Annotated in this window: 20 protein-coding genes; 6 read left to right on the forward strand and 14 right to left on the reverse strand. The window is 60.3% G+C overall.

Going from position 1 to position 24,039, the window contains the following annotated elements:
* Positions 1 to 341: 341 nt before the first annotated feature.
* The 7 genes from ABRP34_RS22760 to ABRP34_RS22790 all read right to left on the reverse strand — a co-directional run bounded on the left by ABRP34_RS22760 (position 342) and on the right by ABRP34_RS22790 (position 6,185).
* Entirely contained in the window at positions 342 to 1,364 is a 1,023-nt protein-coding gene (locus ABRP34_RS22760) for a hypothetical protein (protein ID WP_353713610.1), read from the reverse strand.
* A 9-nt stretch (positions 1,365 to 1,373) separates the two neighbouring features.
* A complete protein-coding gene (locus tag ABRP34_RS22765) occupies positions 1,374 to 1,802 on the reverse strand; it encodes a universal stress protein (protein ID WP_353713611.1) in 429 nt (142 codons plus the stop codon).
* A gap of 23 nt (positions 1,803 to 1,825) precedes the next feature.
* Positions 1,826 to 2,698: an amino acid ABC transporter permease gene (locus ABRP34_RS22770; RefSeq protein ID WP_353713612.1), complete on the reverse strand. Its 873-nt coding sequence runs from the start codon at positions 2,696 to 2,698 to the stop codon at positions 1,826 to 1,828.
* Positions 2,695 to 3,375, reverse strand: a complete 681-nt coding sequence (locus ABRP34_RS22775; RefSeq protein ID WP_353713613.1) for an amino acid ABC transporter permease — start codon at positions 3,373 to 3,375, stop codon at positions 2,695 to 2,697. Before ABRP34_RS22775 ends, ABRP34_RS22770 begins: the two co-directional genes overlap by 4 nt.
* 37 nt (positions 3,376 to 3,412) lie before the next feature.
* Complete coding sequence (locus ABRP34_RS22780) at positions 3,413 to 4,255, reverse strand: glutamate ABC transporter substrate-binding protein (protein WP_353713614.1); 843 nt, start codon at positions 4,253 to 4,255, stop codon at positions 3,413 to 3,415.
* A 69-nt stretch (positions 4,256 to 4,324) separates the two neighbouring features.
* Positions 4,325 to 5,053, reverse strand: a complete 729-nt coding sequence (locus tag ABRP34_RS22785; protein ID WP_353713672.1) for an amino acid ABC transporter ATP-binding protein — start codon at positions 5,051 to 5,053, stop codon at positions 4,325 to 4,327.
* 412 nt (positions 5,054 to 5,465) lie between these two features.
* Positions 5,466 to 6,185: a GntR family transcriptional regulator gene (locus ABRP34_RS22790; RefSeq protein ID WP_353713615.1), complete on the reverse strand. Its 720-nt coding sequence runs from the start codon at positions 6,183 to 6,185 to the stop codon at positions 5,466 to 5,468.
* Between the two features lie 196 nt (positions 6,186 to 6,381).
* Here ABRP34_RS22790 and ABRP34_RS22795 point away from each other — a divergent pair, with 196 nt between their 5' ends.
* Genes ABRP34_RS22795 through ABRP34_RS22810 form a run of 4 tightly spaced genes read left to right on the forward strand, consistent with a single transcriptional unit; the run spans position 6,382 to position 10,236 of the window.
* Positions 6,382 to 7,842 (forward strand): NAD-dependent succinate-semialdehyde dehydrogenase, encoded by a 1,461-nt coding sequence (locus tag ABRP34_RS22795; protein WP_353713616.1) that lies wholly within the window; start codon positions 6,382 to 6,384, stop codon positions 7,840 to 7,842.
* Between the two features lie 53 nt (positions 7,843 to 7,895).
* Positions 7,896 to 9,119, forward strand: a complete 1,224-nt coding sequence (locus tag ABRP34_RS22800) for a pyridoxal phosphate-dependent aminotransferase (RefSeq protein WP_353713617.1) — start codon at positions 7,896 to 7,898, stop codon at positions 9,117 to 9,119.
* Complete coding sequence (locus ABRP34_RS22805; protein WP_353713618.1) at positions 9,116 to 9,664, forward strand: thiamine pyrophosphate-binding protein; 549 nt, start codon at positions 9,116 to 9,118, stop codon at positions 9,662 to 9,664. Before ABRP34_RS22800 ends, ABRP34_RS22805 begins: the two co-directional genes overlap by 4 nt.
* Positions 9,661 to 10,236 (forward strand): thiamine pyrophosphate-dependent enzyme, encoded by a 576-nt coding sequence (locus tag ABRP34_RS22810; protein ID WP_353713619.1) that lies wholly within the window; start codon positions 9,661 to 9,663, stop codon positions 10,234 to 10,236. The genes ABRP34_RS22805 and ABRP34_RS22810 overlap by 4 nt, the downstream gene beginning before the upstream one ends.
* Before the next feature lie 2,164 nt (positions 10,237 to 12,400).
* Here the strand turns inward: ABRP34_RS22810 and ABRP34_RS22815 are convergent.
* The 6 genes from ABRP34_RS22815 to pcaC all read right to left on the reverse strand — a co-directional run bounded on the left by ABRP34_RS22815 (position 12,401) and on the right by pcaC (position 18,652).
* Positions 12,401 to 12,901, reverse strand: coding sequence for an NUDIX domain-containing protein (locus ABRP34_RS22815; protein ID WP_353713620.1), 501 nt, complete (start codon positions 12,899 to 12,901; stop codon positions 12,401 to 12,403).
* Positions 12,902 to 13,125: 224 nt separating this feature from the next.
* Complete coding sequence (locus ABRP34_RS22820) at positions 13,126 to 13,659, reverse strand: flavin reductase family protein (protein WP_353713621.1); 534 nt, start codon at positions 13,657 to 13,659, stop codon at positions 13,126 to 13,128.
* 343 nt (positions 13,660 to 14,002) lie between these two features.
* The gene (locus tag ABRP34_RS22825) at positions 14,003 to 15,127 is read right to left on the reverse strand and encodes an LLM class flavin-dependent oxidoreductase (protein WP_353713622.1); all 1,125 of its coding nucleotides are present in this window, start codon (positions 15,125 to 15,127) and stop codon (positions 14,003 to 14,005) included.
* 156 nt (positions 15,128 to 15,283) lie between these two features.
* Entirely contained in the window at positions 15,284 to 16,447 is a 1,164-nt protein-coding gene (locus ABRP34_RS22830; RefSeq protein WP_353713623.1) for an iron-containing alcohol dehydrogenase, read from the reverse strand.
* A gap of 938 nt (positions 16,448 to 17,385) precedes the next feature.
* The gene (locus tag ABRP34_RS22835; RefSeq protein WP_353713624.1) at positions 17,386 to 18,276 is read right to left on the reverse strand and encodes an NAD(P)-dependent oxidoreductase; all 891 of its coding nucleotides are present in this window, start codon (positions 18,274 to 18,276) and stop codon (positions 17,386 to 17,388) included.
* On the reverse strand, positions 18,269 to 18,652 hold the full coding sequence (gene pcaC / locus ABRP34_RS22840) for a 4-carboxymuconolactone decarboxylase (RefSeq protein WP_353713673.1): 384 nt from the start codon (positions 18,650 to 18,652) through the stop codon (positions 18,269 to 18,271). The genes ABRP34_RS22835 and pcaC overlap by 8 nt, the downstream gene beginning before the upstream one ends.
* Before the next feature lie 439 nt (positions 18,653 to 19,091).
* On the opposite strand from pcaC, the gene ABRP34_RS22845 reads away from it, so the two are divergent.
* The gene (locus ABRP34_RS22845) at positions 19,092 to 20,648 is read left to right on the forward strand and encodes an FAD-binding protein (protein WP_353713625.1); all 1,557 of its coding nucleotides are present in this window, start codon (positions 19,092 to 19,094) and stop codon (positions 20,646 to 20,648) included.
* 1,184 nt (positions 20,649 to 21,832) lie between these two features.
* On the opposite strand, the gene ABRP34_RS22850 is transcribed toward ABRP34_RS22845, so the two are convergent.
* The gene (locus ABRP34_RS22850; RefSeq protein ID WP_353713626.1) at positions 21,833 to 22,489 is read right to left on the reverse strand and encodes a GntR family transcriptional regulator; all 657 of its coding nucleotides are present in this window, start codon (positions 22,487 to 22,489) and stop codon (positions 21,833 to 21,835) included.
* 295 nt (positions 22,490 to 22,784) lie between these two features.
* Between ABRP34_RS22850 and ABRP34_RS22855 the strand changes: the two genes are divergently transcribed.
* Positions 22,785 to 24,020 (forward strand): ABC transporter substrate-binding protein, encoded by a 1,236-nt coding sequence (locus ABRP34_RS22855; RefSeq protein WP_353713627.1) that lies wholly within the window; start codon positions 22,785 to 22,787, stop codon positions 24,018 to 24,020.
* Positions 24,021 to 24,039 lie beyond the last annotated feature (19 nt).

Below are 24,039 nucleotides of genomic sequence, written 5' to 3' on the forward strand. Positions count from 1 at the left end.
AAGAGCCGTGTTACCAGCAGCAGGCCCGCGATCGCCTCAATAAGAGCGACAGCCACGGCGGATTTCTCCTCGACGGATATCCGCGCACGACTGGGCCGGAGGAAACGGGCAAGGACCCGTAGGTGGTCCCCTGCACAACGGGGAAGACAGCCGCGCAAAGGCTTGGTGCATGGCGATGATCGCCGTTCTTGCTGCGCCCCAATCTCCTCAAATGGCTCCCCGAGACCTTCAAGAGGGACATCCTCGTGGGATATGTTCGGACCATCTGCCTGGATCGGCGCTCACGCCACCCGGCAGTTGTCCCGATGCCCCGACGAGGGGCGGCAACCGCCTTTTGAGGTTTAGTTGTAGCCTGTAGGATCGCTCTCGGTAAGGTTGAGAACGTCTTTCAGCATCGCCATTGCTGCTCCAATAGGGCTTGAGCGCCCGCCTTGCACTGTAATGTCCCCGGCTTCTGGGCAGTGGAAGACCATTGCCTTTTCCGGTCCGGTGAGGTGAAACAACGGGTCGCTCGGTGGCACGCGTTCGAGTCGCACATTGACCATCATTGGCTGATGGAGTGACGCGGACGCGACGGCACGCAGACGGAGGCCCCGTTGAGCGGCGAGGAAGGCTTGCGCCGAGGTTCCTTCGTCGATCGACTCAGTCTCGACCTTGATTTGCGCGACATCCCAGCCCCATAGGAGGCCGGCAACAAGTCGCAGCTTGGTCGCGGAATCGGACCCAGTGAGGTCCGCCCTCGTGTCTGCCTCGGCGATTCCGCGCCGTTGGGCTTCCAGGACGGAGTCTTGGAACTTTCCTCCGTTGGATAGCTGATCCAGGACGAATGTTGATGTGCCATTCGGGCAGGCTCGCAGAGCCTGGCAGTCGAAGCCCTGTAGGCCGACACGGGCAAGGTCAGCCGTCGGCAATGCCGCTCCTGTCGCGCCAGAGATGCGGATCCGGCTGCCCCCAGTCTGTGCTGCCTCTTCCAACTCGCGCCAATGAGTGAGGAGGTGGCTCTTCGTTGCGGTGACGACATGTACACCGCGTCGGAGGGCAGTGGTGGCTTCCTCCACGGCACGCTGGTGCGCCTCCTTGGAGGACGGAATAGCCTGGACAAGGATGGCCGCTCCTGTGCGCTTAAGGGTCACGTCTACCGACGAGAGCGGATCCCACGAAGTGCGGTCTGGCACGTTGGACTGCGGTCCGAGGAGGATTTCCGATGTGCGACCTCGAATTGCCGCCACGTGGACGTCTCCTTGCTGCCGAGCCTTGGTCGCTTCGATGAACGACTGGCCCACCGCGCCGAAACCGGACAAAACCAGCGGAACAGCTCGCCGATCTGGAGTCAAAAATGGGATCAATGTGGGGCCTGGTTGCACATGGCTGAATTAGGTCCCGTTTGTCTTCACAATAAAAACGTCACAAGGGGCTCCGTGGGCTACGCTGTTGGCCACGCTTCCAAGGACACGTCCTAGACCCTGCATCCGCTTGTTACCGACCACGATCGTTTGTGCGTGGTGCACCTCCGCGTGCCGTATCAAAGCTTGTGCGGGTGTCCCGCGCACTGCGAACGGCACAGTGTCCACTCCTGTATTGCCCAAACACGCGACCACGGCTTTTGCCACCTGCTCGGCTTCATCTGCGTTGGAGACCATCAAACGGTCGCTGCCGGAACCGAACTCCTGGAGCCGGTCGCCGTCGAAGGCGGTCACCACATGGAGTTTACTGCCGAGCACAGCCGCCATAGTGCAAGCGGAACGTGCGGCTTTAAGTGCGCTGGGGCTGCTATCGACTCCAACCACAATTAGGCGTGTCATGGTTTCCTTCTTGTAGATGGTGGCTACGCCGTCGTGGCGAGTGCTTCGGCCGGTGCAGGTGTGCGGGGCGACTTCCGGCCGTTACGGAGACGATTTTCGACCGTTGTTGCCAATTGTGAGAGGGCAAGGTTGATGGCGATCATAACCGCGGCGATGACGAGCAACGCCGGAATGTAATTCGCGTAAGCCGATCCGGCTTGTATGCCTTGCCTTACGGCTTCCACGTAGGTGATCTGGTAGCCCAGTGCGGTGTCCTTGAGCGCCACAACAAGTTGGGCCACGATCGGTGGGAGCATGGCCGTGATGGCCTGGGGCAAGAGCACGATCCGCATTGTCTGGCCGCCGCTCAGTCCCAGGGCCGCGGATGCTTCTTCCTGGCCCCGGGGCAGGGAACGGATGCCGGCACGCACGATCTCCGCGATGACGGAACCGTTGCTGAGCGTCAGGCCAGTCACGACGGCGGCTATCGCGAGTTCGGTTGACGGGAACAGCGAGTAGTTTGCGAAGAGCTGGAAGCAAAATATCATCAGGATCAGCAGTGGGATGGCCCTGAAGAACTCCACGATTGCACCGCATCCGAAGCGAACGGTCCTGATCGTTGACAGGCGTCCGATGCCCAACAGGATCCCCAGAATAATAGCCAAAACCACAGCCAGGGCAGCGGCTTGGACGGTGCCCATAATGCCGGGCAGCAGGTAGGTGTGCCACATGTCCGCCGTGAGGAAGGGTTGCCACTTTTCGGCCGCCAATTGGCCCTTGTCACTGAGTGTCGAGAGGATCCAAAAGAGGCCTGCAGCAATTCCGAGCAGGCACAGGGCGCTGACGAGCAGATTGAGTGTCCTGGCCCGAGGTCCGGGCTCATCATAGAGGTTCTTCAGCGCGTGACCAGTGCTCATCGGTTTATCTCCAGTTTCTTGCTCAGGAACCCGAACAGGGCCCCGGTCGGAAGGGTGAGGACCATAAACCCCAGGGCGAATATGAGGCCAACCACGATCAAGGCTGATGTGTTTTCGATGACTTCCTTCATGAGGAGCGACGCCTCGGCCACACCAATGACGGACGCCACCGTGGTGTTCTTGGTCAGGGCGATCAGGATGCTGCCAAGGGGGCCGACAACGGACCGGAAGGCCTGGGGGAGGATGATGAAGGCCAGCCCCTGTATGAAGCTCAGCCCGAGCGAACGACCGGCCTCCGACTGCCCGGCGGGGATGGTATTTACCCCTGCCCGCAGAGCCTCACAGACGAAGGTGGCTGTGTACAGGCTGAAGGAAAGGACCGCGAGCCTGAACGAACTGTCCGTGATGGACGTGGGCGAGTTGGGGTCCGCCAGCGTGATTCCGAGTTGCTGGGCGAGACCGAATGAGGCAAAGAGGACGACCAGTGTCAGCGGCGTGTTCCTGACGATGTTGATGTACCCCGTTGCAAGTGTCCGCAGTGCCCAGACGGGGCAGACGCGCATGGCTGCAAGCACGGTCCCCAGAAGTAGAGCGCCGACGGCGGACAGTATCGTGAGCTGGATCGTGCTGATGAAAGCCTGGATCAGCTGGGGGCCGTACTCGGTGAGAATTTCCACGTGGTTGTCGATTCTGTCGTGACAGCAGGTGAGCGGCTCAGTACCGGTCGACTACCGGAGCTGCTGGCAGCGGGTACCCTGAAGGGCCGAGGTTGACTTTGAATGCCTTGGCCCATGAACCGTCCTTGATCATTGCCTCGATGGCGTCGTTGATCTTTGCGCGACCGGAGCTATCGTCCTTCTTCAGCCCAATGCCGTAGCTCTCCTTGCTGAAGGTCTTGCCAACAAGCTTCAGCTTCCCCTGGTTAACGGAGGCATACCCGGCTAGCTGGCTGTCGTCGGTTGTCATGGCGTCAACGGCACCGCTTTTCAGGGCTTCCACGCAGGCCGACGGCGAATCGTACTCCTGCAGCTGGGCGTCCTTGCTGTAGTTCTTCTTTATGTTCTGCGCCGGCGTGGAACCTGTGACGGAACACAGCTTCTTTCCCCCGTTCAACGATTCCGGGCCCGTGATATCGGTGTTGTCGGCCCTTACCAGCAGTGACTGTCCTGCCAGGAAGTACGGACCCGCGAAAGCCACCCGCTCCTTGCGGGCGTCGTTGATGCTGTAGGTATTCACAACATAGTCAACCTGTCCGTTCTGGATGAGGTTTTCGCGCTGGGCTGGGGGAGCTTCCTTCCAGGTAATGCCAGATTCCTGGACCCCCAATTTGGCGGCGACGTATTTGGCGACGTCGACGTCGAAGCCCTTGAAGCTTCCGTCTGGATTCTTGATACCAAGACCGGGACGGTCATAAGAGATACCGATGGTCAGCTTTCCCGCTTTTGCATTTTCCTCTAGGCCCTTGTTACCCGACCCGGCGGCGCTAGAGCATCCTGTGGCGGTCCCGGCGAGTAGAAGAGCCGCAGCCGAAATCGTGATAAGCGACTTGATTTTCATGGGTAGTCTCGTTTCTGCTATGAGGAATGAAGTTTGCGAAGTAATCGCTAGGGGAGAGACTGCGATGTCTCAGTGGCTGAGGATCTTGCCGAGGAAGTCCCTCGCCCTAGCGGACGATGGATTCGAGAAGAACTGCGTGGGGGTGGTGTCTTCGAGGACCTGGCCATCGGCCATGAAGACCACTCTGTCTGCGGCGCGGCGGGCGAATCCCATCTCGTGGGTGACGACGAGCATTGTCATGCCACCCTTCGCCAGCGATGTCATGACCTCCAGCACCTCGGTTACCATTTCCGGGTCGAGTGCGGATGTGGGTTCGTCGAACAGCATGACCTTCGGCTCCATCGCCAGGGCCCGTGCGATGGCCACCCGCTGCTGCTGGCCGCCGGAAAGCTGTGCTGGCAGTTTGTCGGCTTGGTTGGCGATGCCGACCCTGTCGAGCAACGCCATGGCCCGCTCCCGGGCGGCCACCTTTGAAATTTTTCGCACCTTCTGAGGTGCGAGCATCACGTTTTCGAGGATCGTCTTGTGGGCGAAGAGATTAAAGGACTGGAACACCATGCCGACGTCGGCCCGGTAGCGGGTCAGCGCCTTTCCCTCTTGGGGAAGCGGCTTGCCGTCGACTGCGATGGTTCCGGAATCGATGGTTTCCAGCCGGTTAATGGTCCGGCACAGTGTCGATTTGCCCGAACCTGACGGGCCAAGCACCACGACAACCTGGCCACGTTGAACGTCGAGGCTGACCTCGCGAAGAACGTGAAGGGGACCAAAATGTTTATTGACTCCCCGCACGGAGATCATTGCGGTTGGACTTGCGTCGGTGCTGTCAGGCGCACCGAGTGTTGCCTTGCGAGTTTCCATGAGTTGCCGTTCGTTCTACTGGGGTGGACGTTTCTGCCCGCACCGTGGTTCGCACACAGCCGACGCCCGGTGCCAAAACCGGCGCCCCGAGCGAGCCAACGCCTAGTTGGGCTTTAGTTGGGCAGTGGGGAAACGGTCACCGCGACGGGGATCACAAAATGACCTAACTTCAGAATGTTAACATTAGTACTCTTCGGAAGCGCGATATGCAAGAGCCAACTTTTGATCGGAGTCCTTTATTTTGGACGGACTGCAGCGGCGCGCGCGGCCGGCGCCGGCGGCTCTACTAGCGCGGCCGGTCGGGGTGCCCGCGAGGGGCGGGCCCCGGCCTGGTTAAGGCGAGTGAGGGCCGTCAGGCCTTCTGGCGAGCGGCTTCCTCGTCATCCATGCTGAGCTCCACCCGCTCGAACGCGGTCTGGATGTGGGCTCGGACCAGCTCTTCTGCTTTCTCGCCGTCACGGTCCTTGATGACTCTGTACATCTCCCAGTGTTCCGGGCCGATGAGTTCCTTATAGTCGTCATGCCCGTGTTGCCTGTTGAGCAGCAGGAGTGCGATCTGCGACCTCAGGCCTAGCCAGACGTTCATCAATCGCTCATGGCGGGCGCAGGCATAGATAGCATCATGGAAAGCAATGTCCGAGTGCAGCATCCGCGCGGGATCGCCGTCGGCCGTGGCGTTTTCAATAGCTTCGGCGTGAGCCTTGATGATCTCCAGGTCGTCATCGGTGCGATGCTCGATAAGACGCCTGATTGCCAAGAGCTCCATTGAATAGCGCAGCGAATAGATCTCGTCGAGATCCTTGCGGGTGAAGACTGTGACGCGGGATCCACGGTGCCAATCACCTTGAAGCAGCCCCTCCTGACGCAATTGGATGATGGCATCACGGACGGGTCCTCGGCTGACCGACAGAGAGGTCGCGAGTTCCACCTCGTTCAGCCTGGTCCCAGGTGCAATCTCGCCGTGGAGTATGGCCGATCGTATTCGGTCGGCGACATCTTGTGCCATACCGCGTCGCTTGAGGGGTGCGCGCAAGGTTGCGCTCTTGACAATCGCATCAATTCCGGATTCCATAATGTTAACATTCTTACAGTTGGGCATGGATACCGCTAGTGCGGATGGATTCCAAGTTATCCCGGCGCGGTCAGCTTCGTACCATCTCAACTTCCTCAGGAATCGCGGCAATCGACAGGTTAGCCCCTCACTCTGTCTCTCCTGGGCTTGCCTTTCCCCAATTGAAAAATTCCTCCTGACCTCAAGGAACTCCAGCATGAATCCACTCGCCACATCAACCTTGCCAAGGACCGACCTGTACATCGGCGGAGCATGGGTTCCGGCCACCGCTGGCCGGACGGTTCCGGTTATCAATCCTGCTACGGGCGAGGCGTTCGCCGCGGTGGCGGATGCGTCGGTCCAGGACGGTTTGGCGGCGTTGGATGCTGCCGTCGCGGCTCAGGGTGCCTGGGCCGCGACTCCTGCCCGGGACCGCGCCGACATCCTCTTCCGCACCTACGAAGGAATCCTGGGCCGGCGCGATGAATTCGCGCGGCTGATCGTGGACGAAATGGGCAAGCCATGGGCAGAGGCCCAGACCGAAGTCGATTACGGTGCCGGGTTCTTCCGCTGGTTCGCCGAGTCCGCTGGCAGGCTTCATTCCGAAGGCCAGTACGGCGTCGAACCCGGAGGCCAGTACCGCATTGCTGTGTCCAAACGCCCCGTCGGACCGTCCCTGCTGATCACCCCCTGGAACTTCCCGCTCGCGATGGGCGCACGGAAAATCGCCCCCGCCCTCGCGGCCGGCTGCACTACAGTCCTTAAACCCGCGGTGCAGACACCATTGACATCGTTGCTCCTGGCCCAGGTCCTGCAAGAGGCCGGCACTCCGGCCGGCGTCGTGAACGTGGTCGTCACCGGCAACTCACGCGGTGTGGTCGCCGCCATCATGACCGACCCTCGTGTCCGCAAGGTCTCCTTCACCGGTTCCACCCAGGTCGGCCAGACGCTGCTCTCCCAGGCCGCGGAGAACGTCATGAACACCTCCATGGAACTGGGCGGAAACGCGCCCCTGATTGTGTTCAACGACGCCGACCTGGACAAGGCCCTTGAAGGTGCCATGCTCGCCAAACTCCGTAACGGAGGCCAATCCTGCGTCGCGGCCAACCGGATCTATGTCCAATCCGGCATCGCCGACGAATTCATCGCCCGTTTTACCGAGCGGATGGCCGCCAGCACAACGGGTGAAGGCCACGACCCTGCCACCACGCTCGGCCCGCTCATCGATGACAAACAACGGGCCACTGTCCACGAGCTTGTCACGGACGCCGTCGCCAAGGGCGCCACCTGCCTCGCCGGCGGAAAACCGATTAACGGGGACGGCTACTTCTATCCGGCCACTGTCCTGACCAACATCCCCGCGGACGCGGACATCCGCACCGAGGAAATCTTCGGCCCCGTTGCAGCGATCTACACCTTCGACACCGAGGACGAAGCCATCCATGAGGCCAACAACACCCCCTACGGGCTGGCCTCCTATGTCTTCACCGAGAACCTCTCCCGCGCCCTGCGCGTCGCCGACGCCCTCGACGCCGGCATGACCGGCATCAACCGCGGACTCGTCTCCAACCCCGCCGCCCCCTTCGGCGGAACCAACCAATCCGGACTCCACCGCGAAGGCGGCACCGAAGGCCTCGAGGCCTACCAGGAAACCAAATACACCGGCATCCAGATTTGAGCGAACACGGCCGGCCAGCCTATTTACATCTACCCAGCAACGGAGCAACATCCATGAGCACTCTTGCGGCCACCAGGTTCGGCCGTGCGGCAGCACGGTTGGACGAGATCAAGCCGTCACCCATCCGGATGATTTTCGACAAGGCCGCGGCCTTGGACGCAGCGGGCGAGAAGGTCTACCACTTCGAAATCGGGCGCCCTGACTTTGATACCCCCAACGTGGCCAAGGGCGCTGTGGCAGCTTCCCTGGGCCGCGGGGAAGTCCACTACGGGCCGAATGCCGGAACCGCAGACTTGCGCGCTGCAATCGCTGACTATCTCATGTCCCGCCGGGGCACAAGCTACGATCCCGCATCGGAGGTACTCGTCACGATCGGCGCCAATGAGGCGGTGTTCCTGGCATTGATGGCCTTCTGCGGTCCGGGGGATGAGGTCATCGTCCCGGTTCCGGCCTGGGCGCACTATCAGTCCTGTATCCGCTTGACCGGGGCAACACCCGTTCCTGTCCCGCTGAAAGCGGACGCGGACTTCAGCCTGGATCTGGACGCCATAGAGGCCGCCATCACGGACCGAACACGGATGGTGATCATCTGCACACCGAACAACCCCACCGGAGGAGTTGCGTCACAGGCGGAGATCGAGAGACTTTCCCAAATTCTGGAGCCCACGGATTCGCTCTTGATGTCCGACGAGATTTACGCGGACCTGGTGTATGAGGACGCGGCACACATTTCCCCAGCAGCAGTGAACAACCTGCGAGAGCGGACGCTCGTTATCGGAGGATTCGCCAAGGCGTTCGCAATGGACGGGTGGCGACTCGGCTGGCTCGCCGGACCGCACGAGCTCATTACACCGGCGCTACGTGTCCGCCAGTACACCACCGTCTGTCCTCCCACGTTCCTGCAGCCGGGGGCTGCCGCAGCGCTACGGCACGCCCGGGCCGAGGCTGAAGCGATGCGCCGGGAGTTCGAGGACCGCCGTCGCGCCGGTTTGGAGATCCTCACCGGGGTTCCCGGGGTCTCCGTGAGCAAACCCGACGGCGCCTTCTACTTCTACCTGACCTATTCCCCACTGATCGCCGAGCCCGCCGAACAGCTGGCCATGCGCCTGCTCGAGGAGCAAAAGGTGGCGGTGGTTCCTGGCACCGCCTTTGACCCCGACGGCGGCAAGCACTCGATCCGTATTTCCTACGCCTGCCACATCGACGACCTGACTGAGGGTCTGCGGCGCATCGTCCAGACCCTGACCACCACCCCGCCCGAAGGAGCACTGCAGTGACAACCATCACCCAGGAACGGCACCAGGAGGTGATCGAGGCCATCAAGGGCCTCGCACCCGATGGCATCGCCTATGTACCCAGCGCCAGCATCGCCCCCATCATTAATGGCCTGCTCGACGCCGCCGGTGAGGAAGGCGGACCGAACGTCTTCCCGGTATCCCGAGAGGAAGAAGCTGTAGGAGTCGTCGGCGGCTACCCGTTTGCGGACAAATTCGGTGTCATCGTGATGCAGGACAACGGCTTCGGCAACGCCCTGACGGCCCTGACCACAATGGCCGTCTCCTACCACCTGCCCATGCTTATCGTAGCCAACACCCGCGGCGGTCTCGGCGAGTACAACTCCATGATCCACAGCATCTCCGAACCCGTCCCGGAACTCCTCCGCTCCACCAACATCCCGGTCTTCCGGGTGGACCGCCGCAACTCGGCCAAGGACTGGGGAGCCACTGTCGCTGAAGCCGGCAACCACGCGCGCATGACGTTCCGCCCCGTCGTCGTGCTCATGGAATTCTTCGACCACAACGATAAGAAGGCAAAAGCATGAAGCGCATCGAAGCACTGCGGACCATCGTCGACGCAACCCGGGACCTGCCTGTCGTAGCGACCTGCGCCGCCACGAGCCGCGAGCTGGCCTCCGTTGAGGACCGCGACAACAACCTCTACCTCCTCGATGCCATGGGCCTGGCGATCTCGGTCGGCACCGGGATCGCCCAGGCCACTGCCGGAACATCCGTTTCTCGCACGGTGGTCGTCGAAGGCGACGGATCACTGCTCATGAACCCCGGCGCGGCGCTCACGGCAGGCTACTTGGAACCGGAGAACCTCGTCATCGTGCTCTTGGACAACGGCGTCTACGCCTCAACGGCCAGCATTCCCACCCACGCCGAAAAGCTCGATCTCGGCCGCATCGCTGAATCCGTTGACCTGAAAGTCCTCCGAGCCAGCAACACAACCGAACTCAAGGAAGCCCTCCAGACGTCCCTGGACCAGCCTGGCCCCTGGTTCATCCACACACGGACGGAGCCCGGCAACGAACCCGGCACAAAGCTGCTGCTTATCGATCCGGTAGTCCATGGGGACCGATTCCGCCGCTGGTTGACTGATCGCATCAGCTAACTTCTGACGAAGCAGAAGCACAGTGCCCGGCCTGGACATCGGGCCGGGCACAGTTTCGCGCTCGTGGCTTTACTCAGCCTTCTTGCTGAAGGGCGCGAGTCAATCCTGCAGTCGGTCTGGATCGATATTTGGTCTGCCGACCCACCATTAGGCGCTTTCGCCGCTGTCAGGCTGGGTCGTCCGTTACCCCGCCGGCGCGAGTGCACTGGGGCAGACGAGCACGCCGTTCAACACCTAATGCGGACGAGTCAGTTCTGACCGCTTCTCACTGCTACGGCTGTTCCGCTTCCAGAAGCCTGGCTATTTTCCGGCGCTGAATATTGGCGACGATGCCGAGGCGTTGCAGGCAATGAAGAGCACAGGCTAGTCCGCTACCAGCCCGAGTACGGATCCGACAGTGGCGGCCATGCTGATTATGGCGACGTAGGCCATGGTACGGCTTTGGGCTGCATTGCCGTGTTCTGCAGTCAGGTTCAAGGTAGTGGCGGTGGATCCGGTTTTGGGCGTTTTCGGCGCCGCCACGAACCTGGCCCGTAGCGGGTGCTGTCCTTTCCGGGCCAGGTCCCCTCTCCTCAACGGGGGCCGACGGAACACTGTAAGAATCTGCGGCGAGTCCGGATCCCTTTAGTTTCTCCCATACCACACCGGCCACATGTTCGTCTTCGACCACAATCCCTTGCCATCTCTTTGGGAGCTTCGCCATGAAAAACATCAGTCTCATCGCACGAAAAGCCACGAGCCCGACTCGTGGTCCGATGTCCACGCGTCAGATAACCGGGTCACATTGCCCCACCAGCGGCGTCTGGCAGGACCAATTCGGCAGCCTGCGGTTTGTCGCCAGGGGGGCGATCTTCCCGGCTACCAATGGTGGGCCCTCTAGCTGGAGTCTGTACGAGGCCGAATTCGAGTCAACGCTGCCTTAGCCACATACTCTCAACCTCGACACACAGGAGCCCGAGATATGAACACCCTGCTCGTCTTTGGAGGCATTGGTGTTGCAACTGCAGTCCTGCTCCTTTGTCTCAGTCGCTGGCGACACCGTACGAGTGTGCTTGAAGCTGTCAGCACGTCCGTCACCGGGGCGCTTCTCGGAGGTCTCGTGCCAGGCCTCCTGCTCCAGTCGGAATTGGAGGACGCAGTGTCAGCTCTGAGCTGTCTTACATCCGTTCTGGGGTCGATGTCCCTGTTAACGGTCACTGTCTCCACGGACCGTAAGACCTCGGACCGCTTCTCCGCTGAAACCACGCATGAGAGGCGCCGCCATCACTAGCGATACTCATGATCCAGACTGTACCTGAGCGGTAAACACGATGAACGGGCACAGTCAGAATCGGTGGGCGCGGCCTTGGCCCCGGCGCCAGCGGCTATGCAGGAGCTGCGCCGGGCTTGGGTGCGAGCCCAGCGATGTGGTGGTTCACGGTGGGAACCACCGGCACGGTGTTTGCCTTCCCGTTGCCGTGACCTTGAGCGCCGCCCGGTTACTGTTTCCATCGCGGACGCGATAGTCGTCGAGTGTTCGTGCCCTACTTCGAGGGTTAACGCACCCACCTGCCGCGGTACTCAATCTGCATGGCCTCAGCATCGCCCGCGCCGCCTTTACGTCATGTTGTGCGGCTTGTCCGGTGGGAAGTCGTCGATCTTCCGGTCGTGATCCCCAGCCCCCCAGATTGATGCGCTGGGGCATGAGCGTGGTTGATCACCGGTCCTGTCGCTCTGGTCGGCATGCTGGTATTGCCCGACATCCTGCAGCGTAATCAGCCGCGGTTGACAGCCGCCTTGGGCGCCCGTGAAGCATCATTCGGCGGTGCCCGCTCGTCAGTGGCCGCAGTCCGTTCAGGTTCGGCATTGCTCTGAGGGCCCCCTCTTTCCGGAGTTCCAGGTGACCACGGATTGGAGAGGGCACTTGGGACCGTGAAACATCGGCGACGCTTCGCGGAACCTTCCAGCCATCTTTTCGCCGTCGATGAAGAGTTCGGATTCCCGGCGTGTGAGGGCAAGGCGATAGCTACCCGACCGTGGGGGCATGAATTGGCAGATCAGGGTCGCGGACCCAGTCGGGCCGATCCCTGCTGGCGGTCGAGGAGCCCAAACTCGTCGAGATCAGAGTCCAGTGCTTGTCCGGTGACGTTATCTCGGACCTGGGCATTTGTTGCCGCCCTACTGATCAGGCCGGCAACAACAGCTGTTCCGTGGGGTGGACGGCAGCAACGTGGCCGGTCGCGTCTAGGACGGTGTCCAGCCAACCGACCCGGTTGGAAAACCTTTTGGCCCTGTCCGCCGTGGTCCATCGATAGGAATCGTGCTCCCAGTCGAGGCGAAGGCCACGGCGTGTTGTCACGGCCGTGAAGGTGTAGACCAACCATTGTGTTCCACGATCGTCAGGGAGTACTAAGGCTGGTCCGTGACGAAGCTCCAGCAGGTCTTTGGCTTGCGTCCCGGTCTCTTCAAATAGCTCTTCCAATGCCTGTTGTTCGGGTGTTACCCCCGCCTCGAGAAAGCCACTAACGCAGTGCCACAGGCCTGCATCGTGATCGAGTCGCCGACTTCTTTTGAGAAGCGCAATCCGGCCTCGCCATTCCATAACTACAGCAACGACGGTGCGGTCCTGAGGGTGACGGGTTTCAGCGTCGGGAGGACGCTGAGCTTCCGCTACGTTATTGTTCATGTTTTGTCCTAAGAACGCAGTCGCCGTGAAACTAGACAGCCCTGATTCAGCCTCCGAGACAACCGGCAGACCCCGAGGAAAGGAAATGGGGGATAGCGCATTGCGGCGACTACGCACATAGCCAGTGAGATCGCGAGTGGTTGCTGCTCCACCGTTACGTATGCGGCATTGCAGCAGACTTAACTGGTGAGGTTCGGCCTTGGCAACCCTTTAGGGCAGACCAGTCAGTCTGGCATTTTGGAATGGTCGCCGATGGTGTGCCAGGAACGGTTGTGATAGACGAGGGGGCTGAGATCCATCGCTTCCGCAGAGTTTTGCGGTTTCGCCTCCAGCGCTTCAACGACTACGAGGTTCGAGCCGCCAGCCGGCACGATTTGCTTCACCCGGCCCCGCAACCATGAAGCAGCAGCAGGGTAGTAAGGCTCGCCGGTCGGTAGACGGTCCCATTCCACGTTGTCGCCGAACCTGTTTACACCGCTGGTCGCGCCGAGCTTTGCAAGGTCAACTTGATCCGCGCCAACCAGATGCACAACGACGGTCTCTGCATTCAAGATGGTGGGCGTTGCCGAAGACAGCGCCGACGCAGAAAAGACCAGGGTGGGCGGCTCCAGCCCGACAGAGAACAGGGAACTGACTGTCAAGGCCACCGGGCCATGGCCGTTGTCTGCCGTGACGATGCCGACACCCGCGGGGTGGCCTCGGAAGGCGAACTTGAATTCATCAGTTGTCAGTCGTACTTCAGTCATTACTTCCGTCATTTCAGATATTCCTTCTCATCGTGTATCGCTGAGCCTTGCGACTCATCTCGGCCGAGGCGAAGTAGAACTCCGCCCCAGGAAGGTGCCACGAAGCTCGACCAGGAGTGCTGCAACTTCACGGCAACCGGCAGGGGCCTGTTTGCTGAGCAGGCATGGAATGCTTGGAGCAGGATGATCGGGGCTGCGATGACCCTTTGGGCAGGCGAGTCTGGACAGTCATTTGGATGACGGTCCAGACTCGCCTGCCTGTGGGCATTCGGCCTAGAACCGATTAGTGTCTGTAACCTTCACGCAGCACTTGCCTCTTTCATCCCCTGGGGTGCGCCGGTTCAGTCGAGCAGCATTACTTGCGGAGGCCAGCTTCCTTCAACAGCGGCATGACACGCTCGTTGAAGTACGGGAGTTCCTCGTTGTAGTCGACCATCGTCAACAGCGCACCATCGACGCCGGTCTTATGCAGATCGATCAGGGCGTCCGTGACCTGCTCGGGCGTGCCGACGATTGGGTAGCCGCCCCATCCGGCAATGAACCTCTCCTTGAACTTTTCATACATTTCCGGCGAATGGTTCTGCGACTGGACTTGGAGAACGTCCGCAATGTTGTCGCAAGCGACGCGGTCGCCTTTTTCGTGAACGTAGTAGTTGTAGTAGTCCCGCGCCTCCTTTTCTGTGTCGCGGACTACCACCGGGCAGGAGGTGAAAGTACCAAGCTCGCGGTCATACTCGCTCCGTGCCAATTCCTTGACCTTCTTGACCCACGCAGCACCTGATTCCATGTCCTGCATGAAGCCGAAGTTGAAGTCACAGTATTTCGCGGTGAAATGAAGTCCCTTGCCGGAGGCGCCGGCGCAGATCAGCACCGGACGACCGGTTTCCTGGTTGTAAGGCTTGGGTTCGCTGAAGGCGTCCTTGACTTTGAAGTATTCGCCCTCGAAGTCGACGCCGTTGCGCTGCCAGAGGGTGGTCACGATGTCCAACCACTCATCGGCGTAGTCATATCGAGCATCGTGCTCCAATTGCTCACGGCCGAACATTTCCATTTCCGGCGTGAACCAGCCGGTGACAAGATTCAGTCCGTAGCGGCCCTTGGAGATGTGATCGATGGTTGTCGCCATCTTGGTTGCGACGATCGGGTTTAGCGTGGGGATATGCGTTGTTGAGAAGAACTGCAGTTTCTCTGTCACCGCAGCCAGTGCAGCGGCCCAGGTGAACGTGTCCATGTTGGTGCCGCCAAAATTCGTCTCACCGCCGAAGCCTCGCCAGCGAGCGATCGGTACCATGCATTCCCAACCCGCTGCTTCGAGCTGACGTGCGATTTTGACATTGTGCTCGAACGTTGGTTCGAATGTCGTTTCCGCCGTCGTGATCGCGCAGGCGCCTGAGCAGTTGGTTCCGAATACCCCAAGCTTCAACGGGTTGTCATTGAACATCGGATTCCCGGACTCCCGGAACTTTTCAGCGATATCCATAGTTTTTCCTTTCGGGTATGTCAATCAGGGACGCAACTTGTTCCTGATTTGTCGTGAATTACAGAGCGACGGAACTTCCCTTGCCCGCTGCAGTACCGGCCTCGGCTCCCCGACGGCGACTGTTCGACGGAGCAGGGATCCTGGAGGAGACGCGCTCTAGTAGGCCTTTTCGAGTAGTCCTCGCACGTCCTCGGCGGTGACTTCCCGCGGCGCCTGTCGGATTACGGCTTCTGCTTCACCCATGGTGGCGCGAACTACGTTTTCCAGCATCTCCACAGAGATGCCGAATTCGCTGATACGGCGGGGAACTTGCAACTCTTCGAACAGCACTTCCATCTCATCCGGAGCCGCCAATGGCTGGGTACTGCCGCGGGCCTCGGCGAGGACGCCGGCCATGAGTTGCTGTTGCTGTTTCGTTGCTTCTTCAAAGAAGCGCATCACGTGCGGCAGGGTGATGCAGGACGTCACCCCGTGCGGGACACCCGCGGCCCCGAGTTGATGTCCGATGGCGTGAGACAGGCCGACGGGGACGTTATGCACCCCGACCAGTGACATCCACGCCGCTTGCTGGCATCGCAGTGTCGCCGCGCCGTCCGAGGCGTCCTTGGACGTTCGGGGCAGCTCCCGGGCTAGGATTCCAAGTGCCGCCATGCATAGAGCCGTGGTGTAAGGGTGTGCATTGGTCGCGTAGGAGATCTCGACAGCGTGGTCGATCGCCCTGACGCCAGTCGTGGTCCACAGCTCACGGGGGGTAAGGGCACACAATCCTGGATCCAGAACGACCGTTTTGGGTGTGAGCTCTAGATACCGAGCCAACTCCTTGGTGTCGGTTGCCTCGTCGACAAATGCGGCAACACCGTTCCATTCCGCCGCCGAGAGTGTCGTGGGCACGGCAATGGTCGGCAACGGAGCACCGCTCAAGGCTGGCAATCCGTGGGAGATGCTGTACCGAAGGAAGTCCGCCGGCTCATGGATGCCCTCCCCAACCCCGAGCGCCGTTAGCTTCGCGGCATCGATGGCAGAGCCTCCACCAATGCCGATGATGACATCGGCATTGACGTCTTGAGCCAATCGAACAAGTTCAGCAAGACTGCCTACGGGGTTATGAGCCTTTACTTCGTTGTGCACGGCGGCAGCACGTTCACCCAGCGAGTTGACAAGTTCCTTGAACGGAGCGCTGGCCCCGATGGTCCTGCCGGTCACCAGAAGGGCGCGACCCAGACCGCGCCGCTCAAGTTCAGCCGGAATCTGCTGTAGCGCTCCGGGTCCTTCAAGTACCCGCTCGATGCGTGGCATCTCGAAGATGCGGGGATCGGTCATTAGTACTCTCTCATCATCGTTGATTCGAAGCTGGAATACTGTCGTACAATCCGACAGTGATGCAATCGTATGATCCGGCTCACCCTGTGTCAACACGTTGCGAGAGCGGAAAAGGTGGCAAGACTGCCGCTGCTGCTGGGAGGCTTAATACGAGGCAGACCCGGTGCCGCGACTCGATGGTTCCGGTGTCGACGGACGGGAAGATTGGAGCAGCTGAGAGGCAGCCCTTCCCCAGTACCTGGGCGGCACCTTTGACCCCTTGCAGCGCGAGTTGGGCTCGGAGGGTGCTCAAGGACTCCGTAGTCCTGGGAAGCCATCATGCGCTTAGGCAGCCGCTGCTATTGAGGCGCGCTCCGGAGCAAGGTGACAAACAAACGCCCCTGGTTCTTGACGAGGGCCGGCAGATGCCACCGTTCCTCCAGCAGCCGACTAGACAGGCACAACCCAGTATCTGCTCTTGGTTCCCCATCCTGTTGGAGAGGGGGCGAGCCGGACGGCACAAGAAATTCCACGCGGCGGCGCTCAACGAAGCCGACTACACCCAAACCCTTAAGCTGCCGCACAGTTGCAAGTTCTTCTGGGCGGCCGTCACCATGGGATGGTCTTGGAGGCGCCGGACGGGCGACAAAATGAACGTCCGGCATTGATGGGGCCCGGAACGGCCGCCCGCCACCCCACGAGCGGCCGTGCTGTCCAGCCCGAACAGTCGCGGACTGAAGCGGGGACCACGCCTATACGCTGGGTGGCCTAGTGGGCCCAGCCCTCACTTGATCAGTCGCCAGTTTGCGACTTTGACTTCCCCGGGGAGAGGCTGAGTAAAGAAGGGGGAGCGGGTACGCTGCTTACGGCTCAGTAGTTAGGCCGAAGGCGCGCCTGCCTCCGGCAGCAGATCCGAACATGGCGGACCTTTGACCCTGCACTCCCGGTCAGCCGACGTTCTACTCTGGTGATCCAGGGTGGCTGCGCAACCATTTTGCAATTTCTGTATGGTCGGCGTCCGGAGGCAAATCACTTTGGGCCTTTTTCCACAATGCCACCGCTTCTTGCCCAAGGACGGCGGGTATCCCAAGGGAGCTGGCAAGAGTAAGGGCAATGCCCATGTCCTTGACCATTAGCCCCAGGCCGAATCCTGAGTTGTATGTCTCAGGAAGGATGAAGTTCGGCCACTTGTTTTCAGTGGACCCGCTACGCCCGCTAGAGCTATTGAAAGCATCAAGCATGGTTTTGGGGTCTATGCCAAATTTTTCGCCAACGAGCATTGCTTCGCTGGTGATCCACAAGTGCGTAGCTGAGAGCAGGTTGTTGAGCGCTTTGAGGGCGTGGCCAGCGCCAGTAGGTCCGATGTGTGTCGGACGGCCGAGGGCACCAAGGAGAGGACGCGCCGACTCCACATCGTCACCGGCGCCCCCAACCATGATGGTCAGTGTGCCCTGTTCGGCGCCCTTTACTCCACCTGACACGGGTGCATCAATGAACTTATGGCCGAGGGTCGAAACCTTTTCAGCCAGGGCGACTGTACGAAGTGGTTCCGAAGAGCTCATGTCGATAATGAGTGTCTTCGCCGGGAGCAGGTTCAGCACCTCTTCGGAAAGGATGACCGACTCGACGATCGCGGAAGTGGGCAACATCAGAATGACGGCGTCGGCATCGGAGACGGCCGAAGCAGGGTTTTCGGCAGGTATCCCACCGGCTTCGGCCAGTTGACTCCTCGCTTCCTCGGCAAGGTCGAACCCACGCACTTGGTATCCGCTGGAAATCAGCCTGGAGGCCATGGGCGTGCCCATCTTTCCCAATCCGATAAAGGCGATATTCCGCAATGTTTCAGGCATTGGCACGGACTTCATTGAGAGTTGCCTCCGCGACCCGGAATGATTCCAGTGCCGCAGGGACACCTGCATAAATCGCCGCCTGTATCAGGACTTCCTGGATCTCCTCGTCGGTGCAGCCGTTGTTGGCCGCTCCGCGCACATGAACTGCCAGTTCATGTGAACGGTTGAGTGCTGTCAGCATCGCGAGGTTGATCAGGCTCCGGGTCTTCCGTTCAAGTCCTGGGCGAGACCAGACGGTTCCCCAGCAATACTCAGTCACAAGGTCCTGAATCGGACGTGAGAAGTCAGTGGCGTTGCTCAGGGATTTTTCCACATGGGCGTCGCCAAGAACGTCCCGCCGGATCTGCATCCCCTGCTGGTACGCGCTACTGTTCATGATTTCCTCCATCATTTGCGTCGTTGAATCTGTTGGTGGTCCAAATGCTGTCGTCAGCCTTGCTGGAACGGAGCCCAGTGGCGCCAGTCACCCGTCGGCAGACTGAACACAGCAGCCGTCAAAATCGTTGATTCCCGCAGAGTCGGGCAGCGGTCACCAAAGAGGACATCTGACAGGGCAGGTCTTGCATTGCCGCCGATGATAACCCGTAAGGCGATGGCCACCTCAGCGCGGCCAGAGCGGAACATCGTTGGAACGCGTTGGTACGATTGTATTACAAAGAGATGGCGAGTTTCAATGGTCGCCGGAACTGAAGGTGCAAGTTGTTCCAATGGTGGAACTCCCGAGCACCATTGACATGACTGTGATCTAGATCATACGATTGCATCACTGTCGGATTGTACGACACTTATCAACGATGATGAGAGAGAGAAAGCCGATGTCTGAATACGATCTGATCGTGATCGGTAGCGGATTCGCTGGCGCCTCCGCCGCGCTGAGCTACTGCGAGAAAGCGCAGGAGGCAGGACGCTCAGGCCGGGTTGCAGTAGTAGAGGTAGGGGCTGAGGATGAACGCGCGGGCGGCTCACGCTGGACCATGGCGTGGATGCGCGTCTACGAAGACAACAGGTTCTGCACGTCTTGGAAACGGCTCGTAGAAGAAACATCCAAGGGCCTGGCCGATCTCGAATACTGCTCCGCCCTGGAGCGTGAGGCTCCGGTCACGATGAAGTACCTGGAGGACCACGGCGTAGAAATCTACCAGCACTACGAAAACGACGTTGCACTCGAGTACGAAACGAACAAAAGCATCAAGTGGCCTGTTGGTGGCGGGCTGGCGCTAGTCAATAAACTCCTGGAGAATCTCCGCAACTTCGACAATGCCGAAATTCACTACGAGACCGAGGCCGTAAAGCTCAGCATCTCGGACGATGGCCGTGTCAACGGCGTCGTGGTGCGGGGGCGGGACGGTGCCCTGCGGACCATGTCCTCTAAGGCGGTGGTGATTGCCAGCGGCGGCTTCGAAGGAAACCCGGAGATGCTCACCCAGTACATCGGGGAGAACGCAGTTGACCTGCGGCCGATCGTACCTGGTCTTCATCGGAACAAAGGCGCGGGCATCGAAATGGCGATGGACATCGGCGCAGACACTGCTGGACAGTTCGACATGTTCCACTCCGAGGTTGTCGACTCCAGGACCTCCCGCCCTGACTCGGTGATCTGGGGCCACAACTACGGAATTGTCGTCAACCAGGAATCCAAGCGGTTTTTTGATGAAGGTGAAGACTACCTGTTCTCGCACTTCGAACTACTCGCCTACGAGGTCTGGAAAAACCAAAACCAGAAGGCCTTCTTCATCACTGATAAGCCCATCATGGAACGCATGCGCCCAGGTTGGGTTTTCGAGACAACGGACTTGGAACCCGAAGAAGGAGCCACCGTCGCGGAGCTGGCGGAAAAGCTGGGCCTGGACCCGACTGCGCTGGAGGCAACCGTTGCTGAGTTCAATGCGTCCACCCCTGGTGGTCCTTTCCAGCCCGAGATTCTCGACGGCCTGGGAACGAAGGGCCTCACCCCGCCCAAGTCCAACTGGGCCAACCGCATTGAATCTGGGCCCTTCTACGGCTACCCGCTCGAAGCCCGCATCACCTTCACCTTCGGCGGCCTGAGGGTCGACACAGAGGCGCGCGTCCTTTCCAAGGGCGGTGCAGCGATTCCCGGGCTGTACGCGGCCGGTGAGATTACCGGCCTGTTTTACCATGAGTACCCACCAGCCAGCTCTTCCATCAGGTCCATGACATTCGGCCGCATAGCCGGCGCGAACGCAGTCACATACCTGAAAGGCGCGGAAACCAGCCCCCGGGCTGCCTCTGCCCCGCCCGCTTCCCAGGCTGCCCAGGCTGCCCAGGCAGCAAATTCTGACACCACTGGCCATTCTCCTCACGTCGCCTCCGAAGCGGCATCAAAGGCAGCCGAAAAAACCGCCAACCGTTAGGCACGCACATTGATGGGGCGACCCGAAAGTCAGTCACCCCCACGAGTTTGGCGCCCGCAGCCGAACACGAGATTCCGCATGGACCAGCCGGCGCGCCCACGTCTCAGGGGGCGCCGGCTGTCCATCAGCACTTCACCTGTGCCCGCCACAGAAACCACACCCGAACGCGTCAGCCGCGCCCGAACAGATGCGGCTGGATCGCAGGCAGTGATTTTCAAGTCAATTCGTTCAGCGCAGATTCCAGCTGGCATCCGTATGTTCCAGGTGCCTGGAGGAAGGGAAATAACCAATGTTCCATTCAGTAGGCCCCCGAACAGTTACCAGAACCTTCCGTCGGGCGAACGTGCATGCCGACAGGCTCACGGCACCCCTGCACGGTGCAGAGGCTCCGGGGGCTGTCGAGCCCGCGCAGGCGTTGACGGCTCCAGTCGAAGTCAGGCAGGCTGCACTCGTTTGCTCCCCCTGGGAGGGCCTATATCTCGAGCAGGCCCGGCCAGTGACGGCATCGGCCAGCGATCCTGCGTCTCAGCAGCAGCTGGAACATTTTCTTCACGGTCTCATGTACGGCGAGTAGGACCAGCCGTGGGCGCAGCCATGACAATCCAACTTCACGTGGAGGCTCCCGGCGTGGAGTCATCGGCAGCGGCGGGAGTGGACAACTGTGACGCAAATACGTGCTTTTACTGCACCGGCCCAGAAACCGACTAAGAATTGCGGGCAGCGAATAACTCTTGTTGCCTGCAGGCCGCTCCCCGGACGGGCTTAGACCGCGCCGGCGTCACAGCATGGAGTAGGCCCCTGCCAAGGGATGGGCCGACGGACTGGTGAAACAGGGCAGCGAAGGCAATCCCCGTGAGCGGTGCGGGTGATACGGGGTTCGAGTCCCGATAACTCAACGACGCTTCATCCAGCAACCGCGTCCCCCGCCCCGGTCCACTCCTGGCCTTATTGGCACCCGGGCTGGCTGCACTCATTCCCTGTCAGGCTGATGTCTCACACGGCGCATGAGAAGTCTGGATAATCGTCATCTGGTCTACAACTCAAGGAGATCGACACCTCTATCAGTCCTCCTTGCACCGCGCCTTGTGCCCCCAGGGTTACGCTACTTTTTGCGGGCCTGTCTTCCCCGTCCACGGCTCACTTCCGTCCGAGGGCGGAGCCGCCAGCGTCCGGAGAGGCCGAAATTAGACGGCCGTCTTCTCCAGGTCATTGGCCGTTTCCCCAGCGGCATGGCTGTCGAAGCTGGCCAGAATAATTTCCCCGGCCCGGGCAACGTGCTCCCGGCAGCGCTGAGCAGCTGCTTCCGGATCCCGTGCCCGTACTGCCTCGACAATGGAGGCAAGCTCCGTTCGCATCGCATCCACGCGGCCCGGTGCTGCTAGCGATTTGCGGCGAAGAAGGGTGACGCGGTTAGTCAGTTGGACGAGAAGCTGCGCTATGGTCCCGTTACCGGAGCCTGCCATCAAGACGTCGTAAAAGCTGTTCTTGGTCTGCAGCAGGAGCTGGGCGTTATCGGCCATCCCAGGTTCCCAAAGCTGCTGGACCGCCTTATCAAGCTCATCAATTTGCTCGTCGGTAGCCCGGAGGGCGAAGTTATATGTCAGCTGCCCCTCCAGGAGCTGCCTGATTTCGTAGATCTCCTGGGCTACATCCTTGGTGATGACGGCGACAGAGGGGCCTTTGTGCATCACATTGGTGATCAAACCTTCTGCCTGGAGCTGCCGCAGCGCTTCCCGCAACAGGGTGCGGCTGACGTCGAGCATGGCGCACAGTTCGCGTTCGACGAGCTTCTGACCCGGCTCGAGGGTTCCGTAGAGGATGGCATCCCTGATGGTCTCCACGGCCCTCTGTTGAAGGGATATGTTGTCCCGCTTAAGGCTTAAGGGACTGAGTTCTCCCATGAGGTCCTCCCTTCCTGTACTCAGAGTAACGGTATCAAAAAATCGGCATATTGTCGTACAAATCTTCTTTCCGGCTATTGCCTAGAACTCACGAGGGCTTCTATACTCGATTGAACGCCTGATTGTACGACAAAAGACCGTATGACAATCAGTTTAGTAGTGCTTCTCACATCACTCCGGAAGAGCCGCGACGCAGCGGACTTACGGGCCCCAAACCAATCTGGAGGACTGGATTATGGTCAACGAAGACCGGTATGGGCGGACAGGTAAAGGGCGCAAAGTCGCCGCCGGCCTGGCTGCCGCCACGTTGCTGCTCACAGGGTGCAGCAGTGGTAACGACTTTGGAAGTGGGGGAGCCGCGGGCAGCGGTGCAGCCCAGGAAAGCGTCGTCTCAACCCTCGATCGGGACCTGCAGGCCGCCTACGCCAACACCGAGGTACTGACAGGTTCCACTCCTTACGGAGGAGACTGGAAGCCGAAAGGTCCTCCGCCGTGGACCATCGGCTACGCCAGCCCCTACTCGGGCAATTCATGGCAGACCAAGGCCATGAAGCGCCTGACGGAGGAAGTCATTCCCGCGTATAAGAGGGCCGGACTGGTGAAGGAAGTGATTGTCACCCAGTCGAACCTTGATGACACGGTGCAGAACCAGCAGATCCGCCAGTTGGTGGATCAGGGCGTTGACGTCCTGATTGCCTGCTGTTCTTCGAATACGGCCCTGAACCAGTCCATCCAGTACGCGTACGACAAGGGTGTTCCCTTTGTTAGTTTCAGCGGCCACGTGGACTCACCGTACGTGATCAGCGCCCTGACGAACTATCGTGAGGCTGGCCGGCTCTCCGCAAAATCAGTGTTCGACAAAATTGGGGGCAAGGGCAACGTCCTGGACGTCCTGGGCGTCCCCGGTGCAGCCAATGCCGCTGACTTTGAAAAAGGGGTTCGGGATGCGCTGGCGGAGTACCCAGATGTGAAAATCGTTGGAACCGTCACCGGCCAGTGGTCGGCTCCAGTTACCAAGACCGAGGTACAAAAATTCCTGGCCACTAATACGGGCAAGATCGACGGCATCGTGGTCCAGCCTGCTTCCGCGACTGGAGCACTGCAGGCGCTGCAGCAGTCGGGGCGCCCAATTGTCCCGATAAACATCGGCGGGGAAACCGGCGCCGCCTGCTACTGGGTGAAGAACCCCGACTTCGTTGGAACCGGATACCACCTCTGGCCGCCAGGGGAAGAGATCGCCCTGGGGGTTGATGTGGCGGTGCGAACTCTGCAGGGGCAGGGACCGAAGATTCAATCCATCGTTCGAAACCCTGAACCTTTCACCGTTGAAGACGCAGCTCAGGAGCTTGGACCGGATTGCGACATCAATGCCGACGGCTGGCTTGAACCCAAGAAGGGCGAATGGCTCTCCGGCAAGCAACTGGACAAGTACTTCACCAAGCCTGCCGATCCGCTGTCTTCCAGCAAATAGGCGACGAAAGTAGGAGATT

The organism is Arthrobacter sp. K5, assembly GCF_040448525.1.
Taxonomy (GTDB): domain Bacteria; phylum Actinomycetota; class Actinomycetes; order Actinomycetales; family Micrococcaceae; genus Arthrobacter; species Arthrobacter globiformis.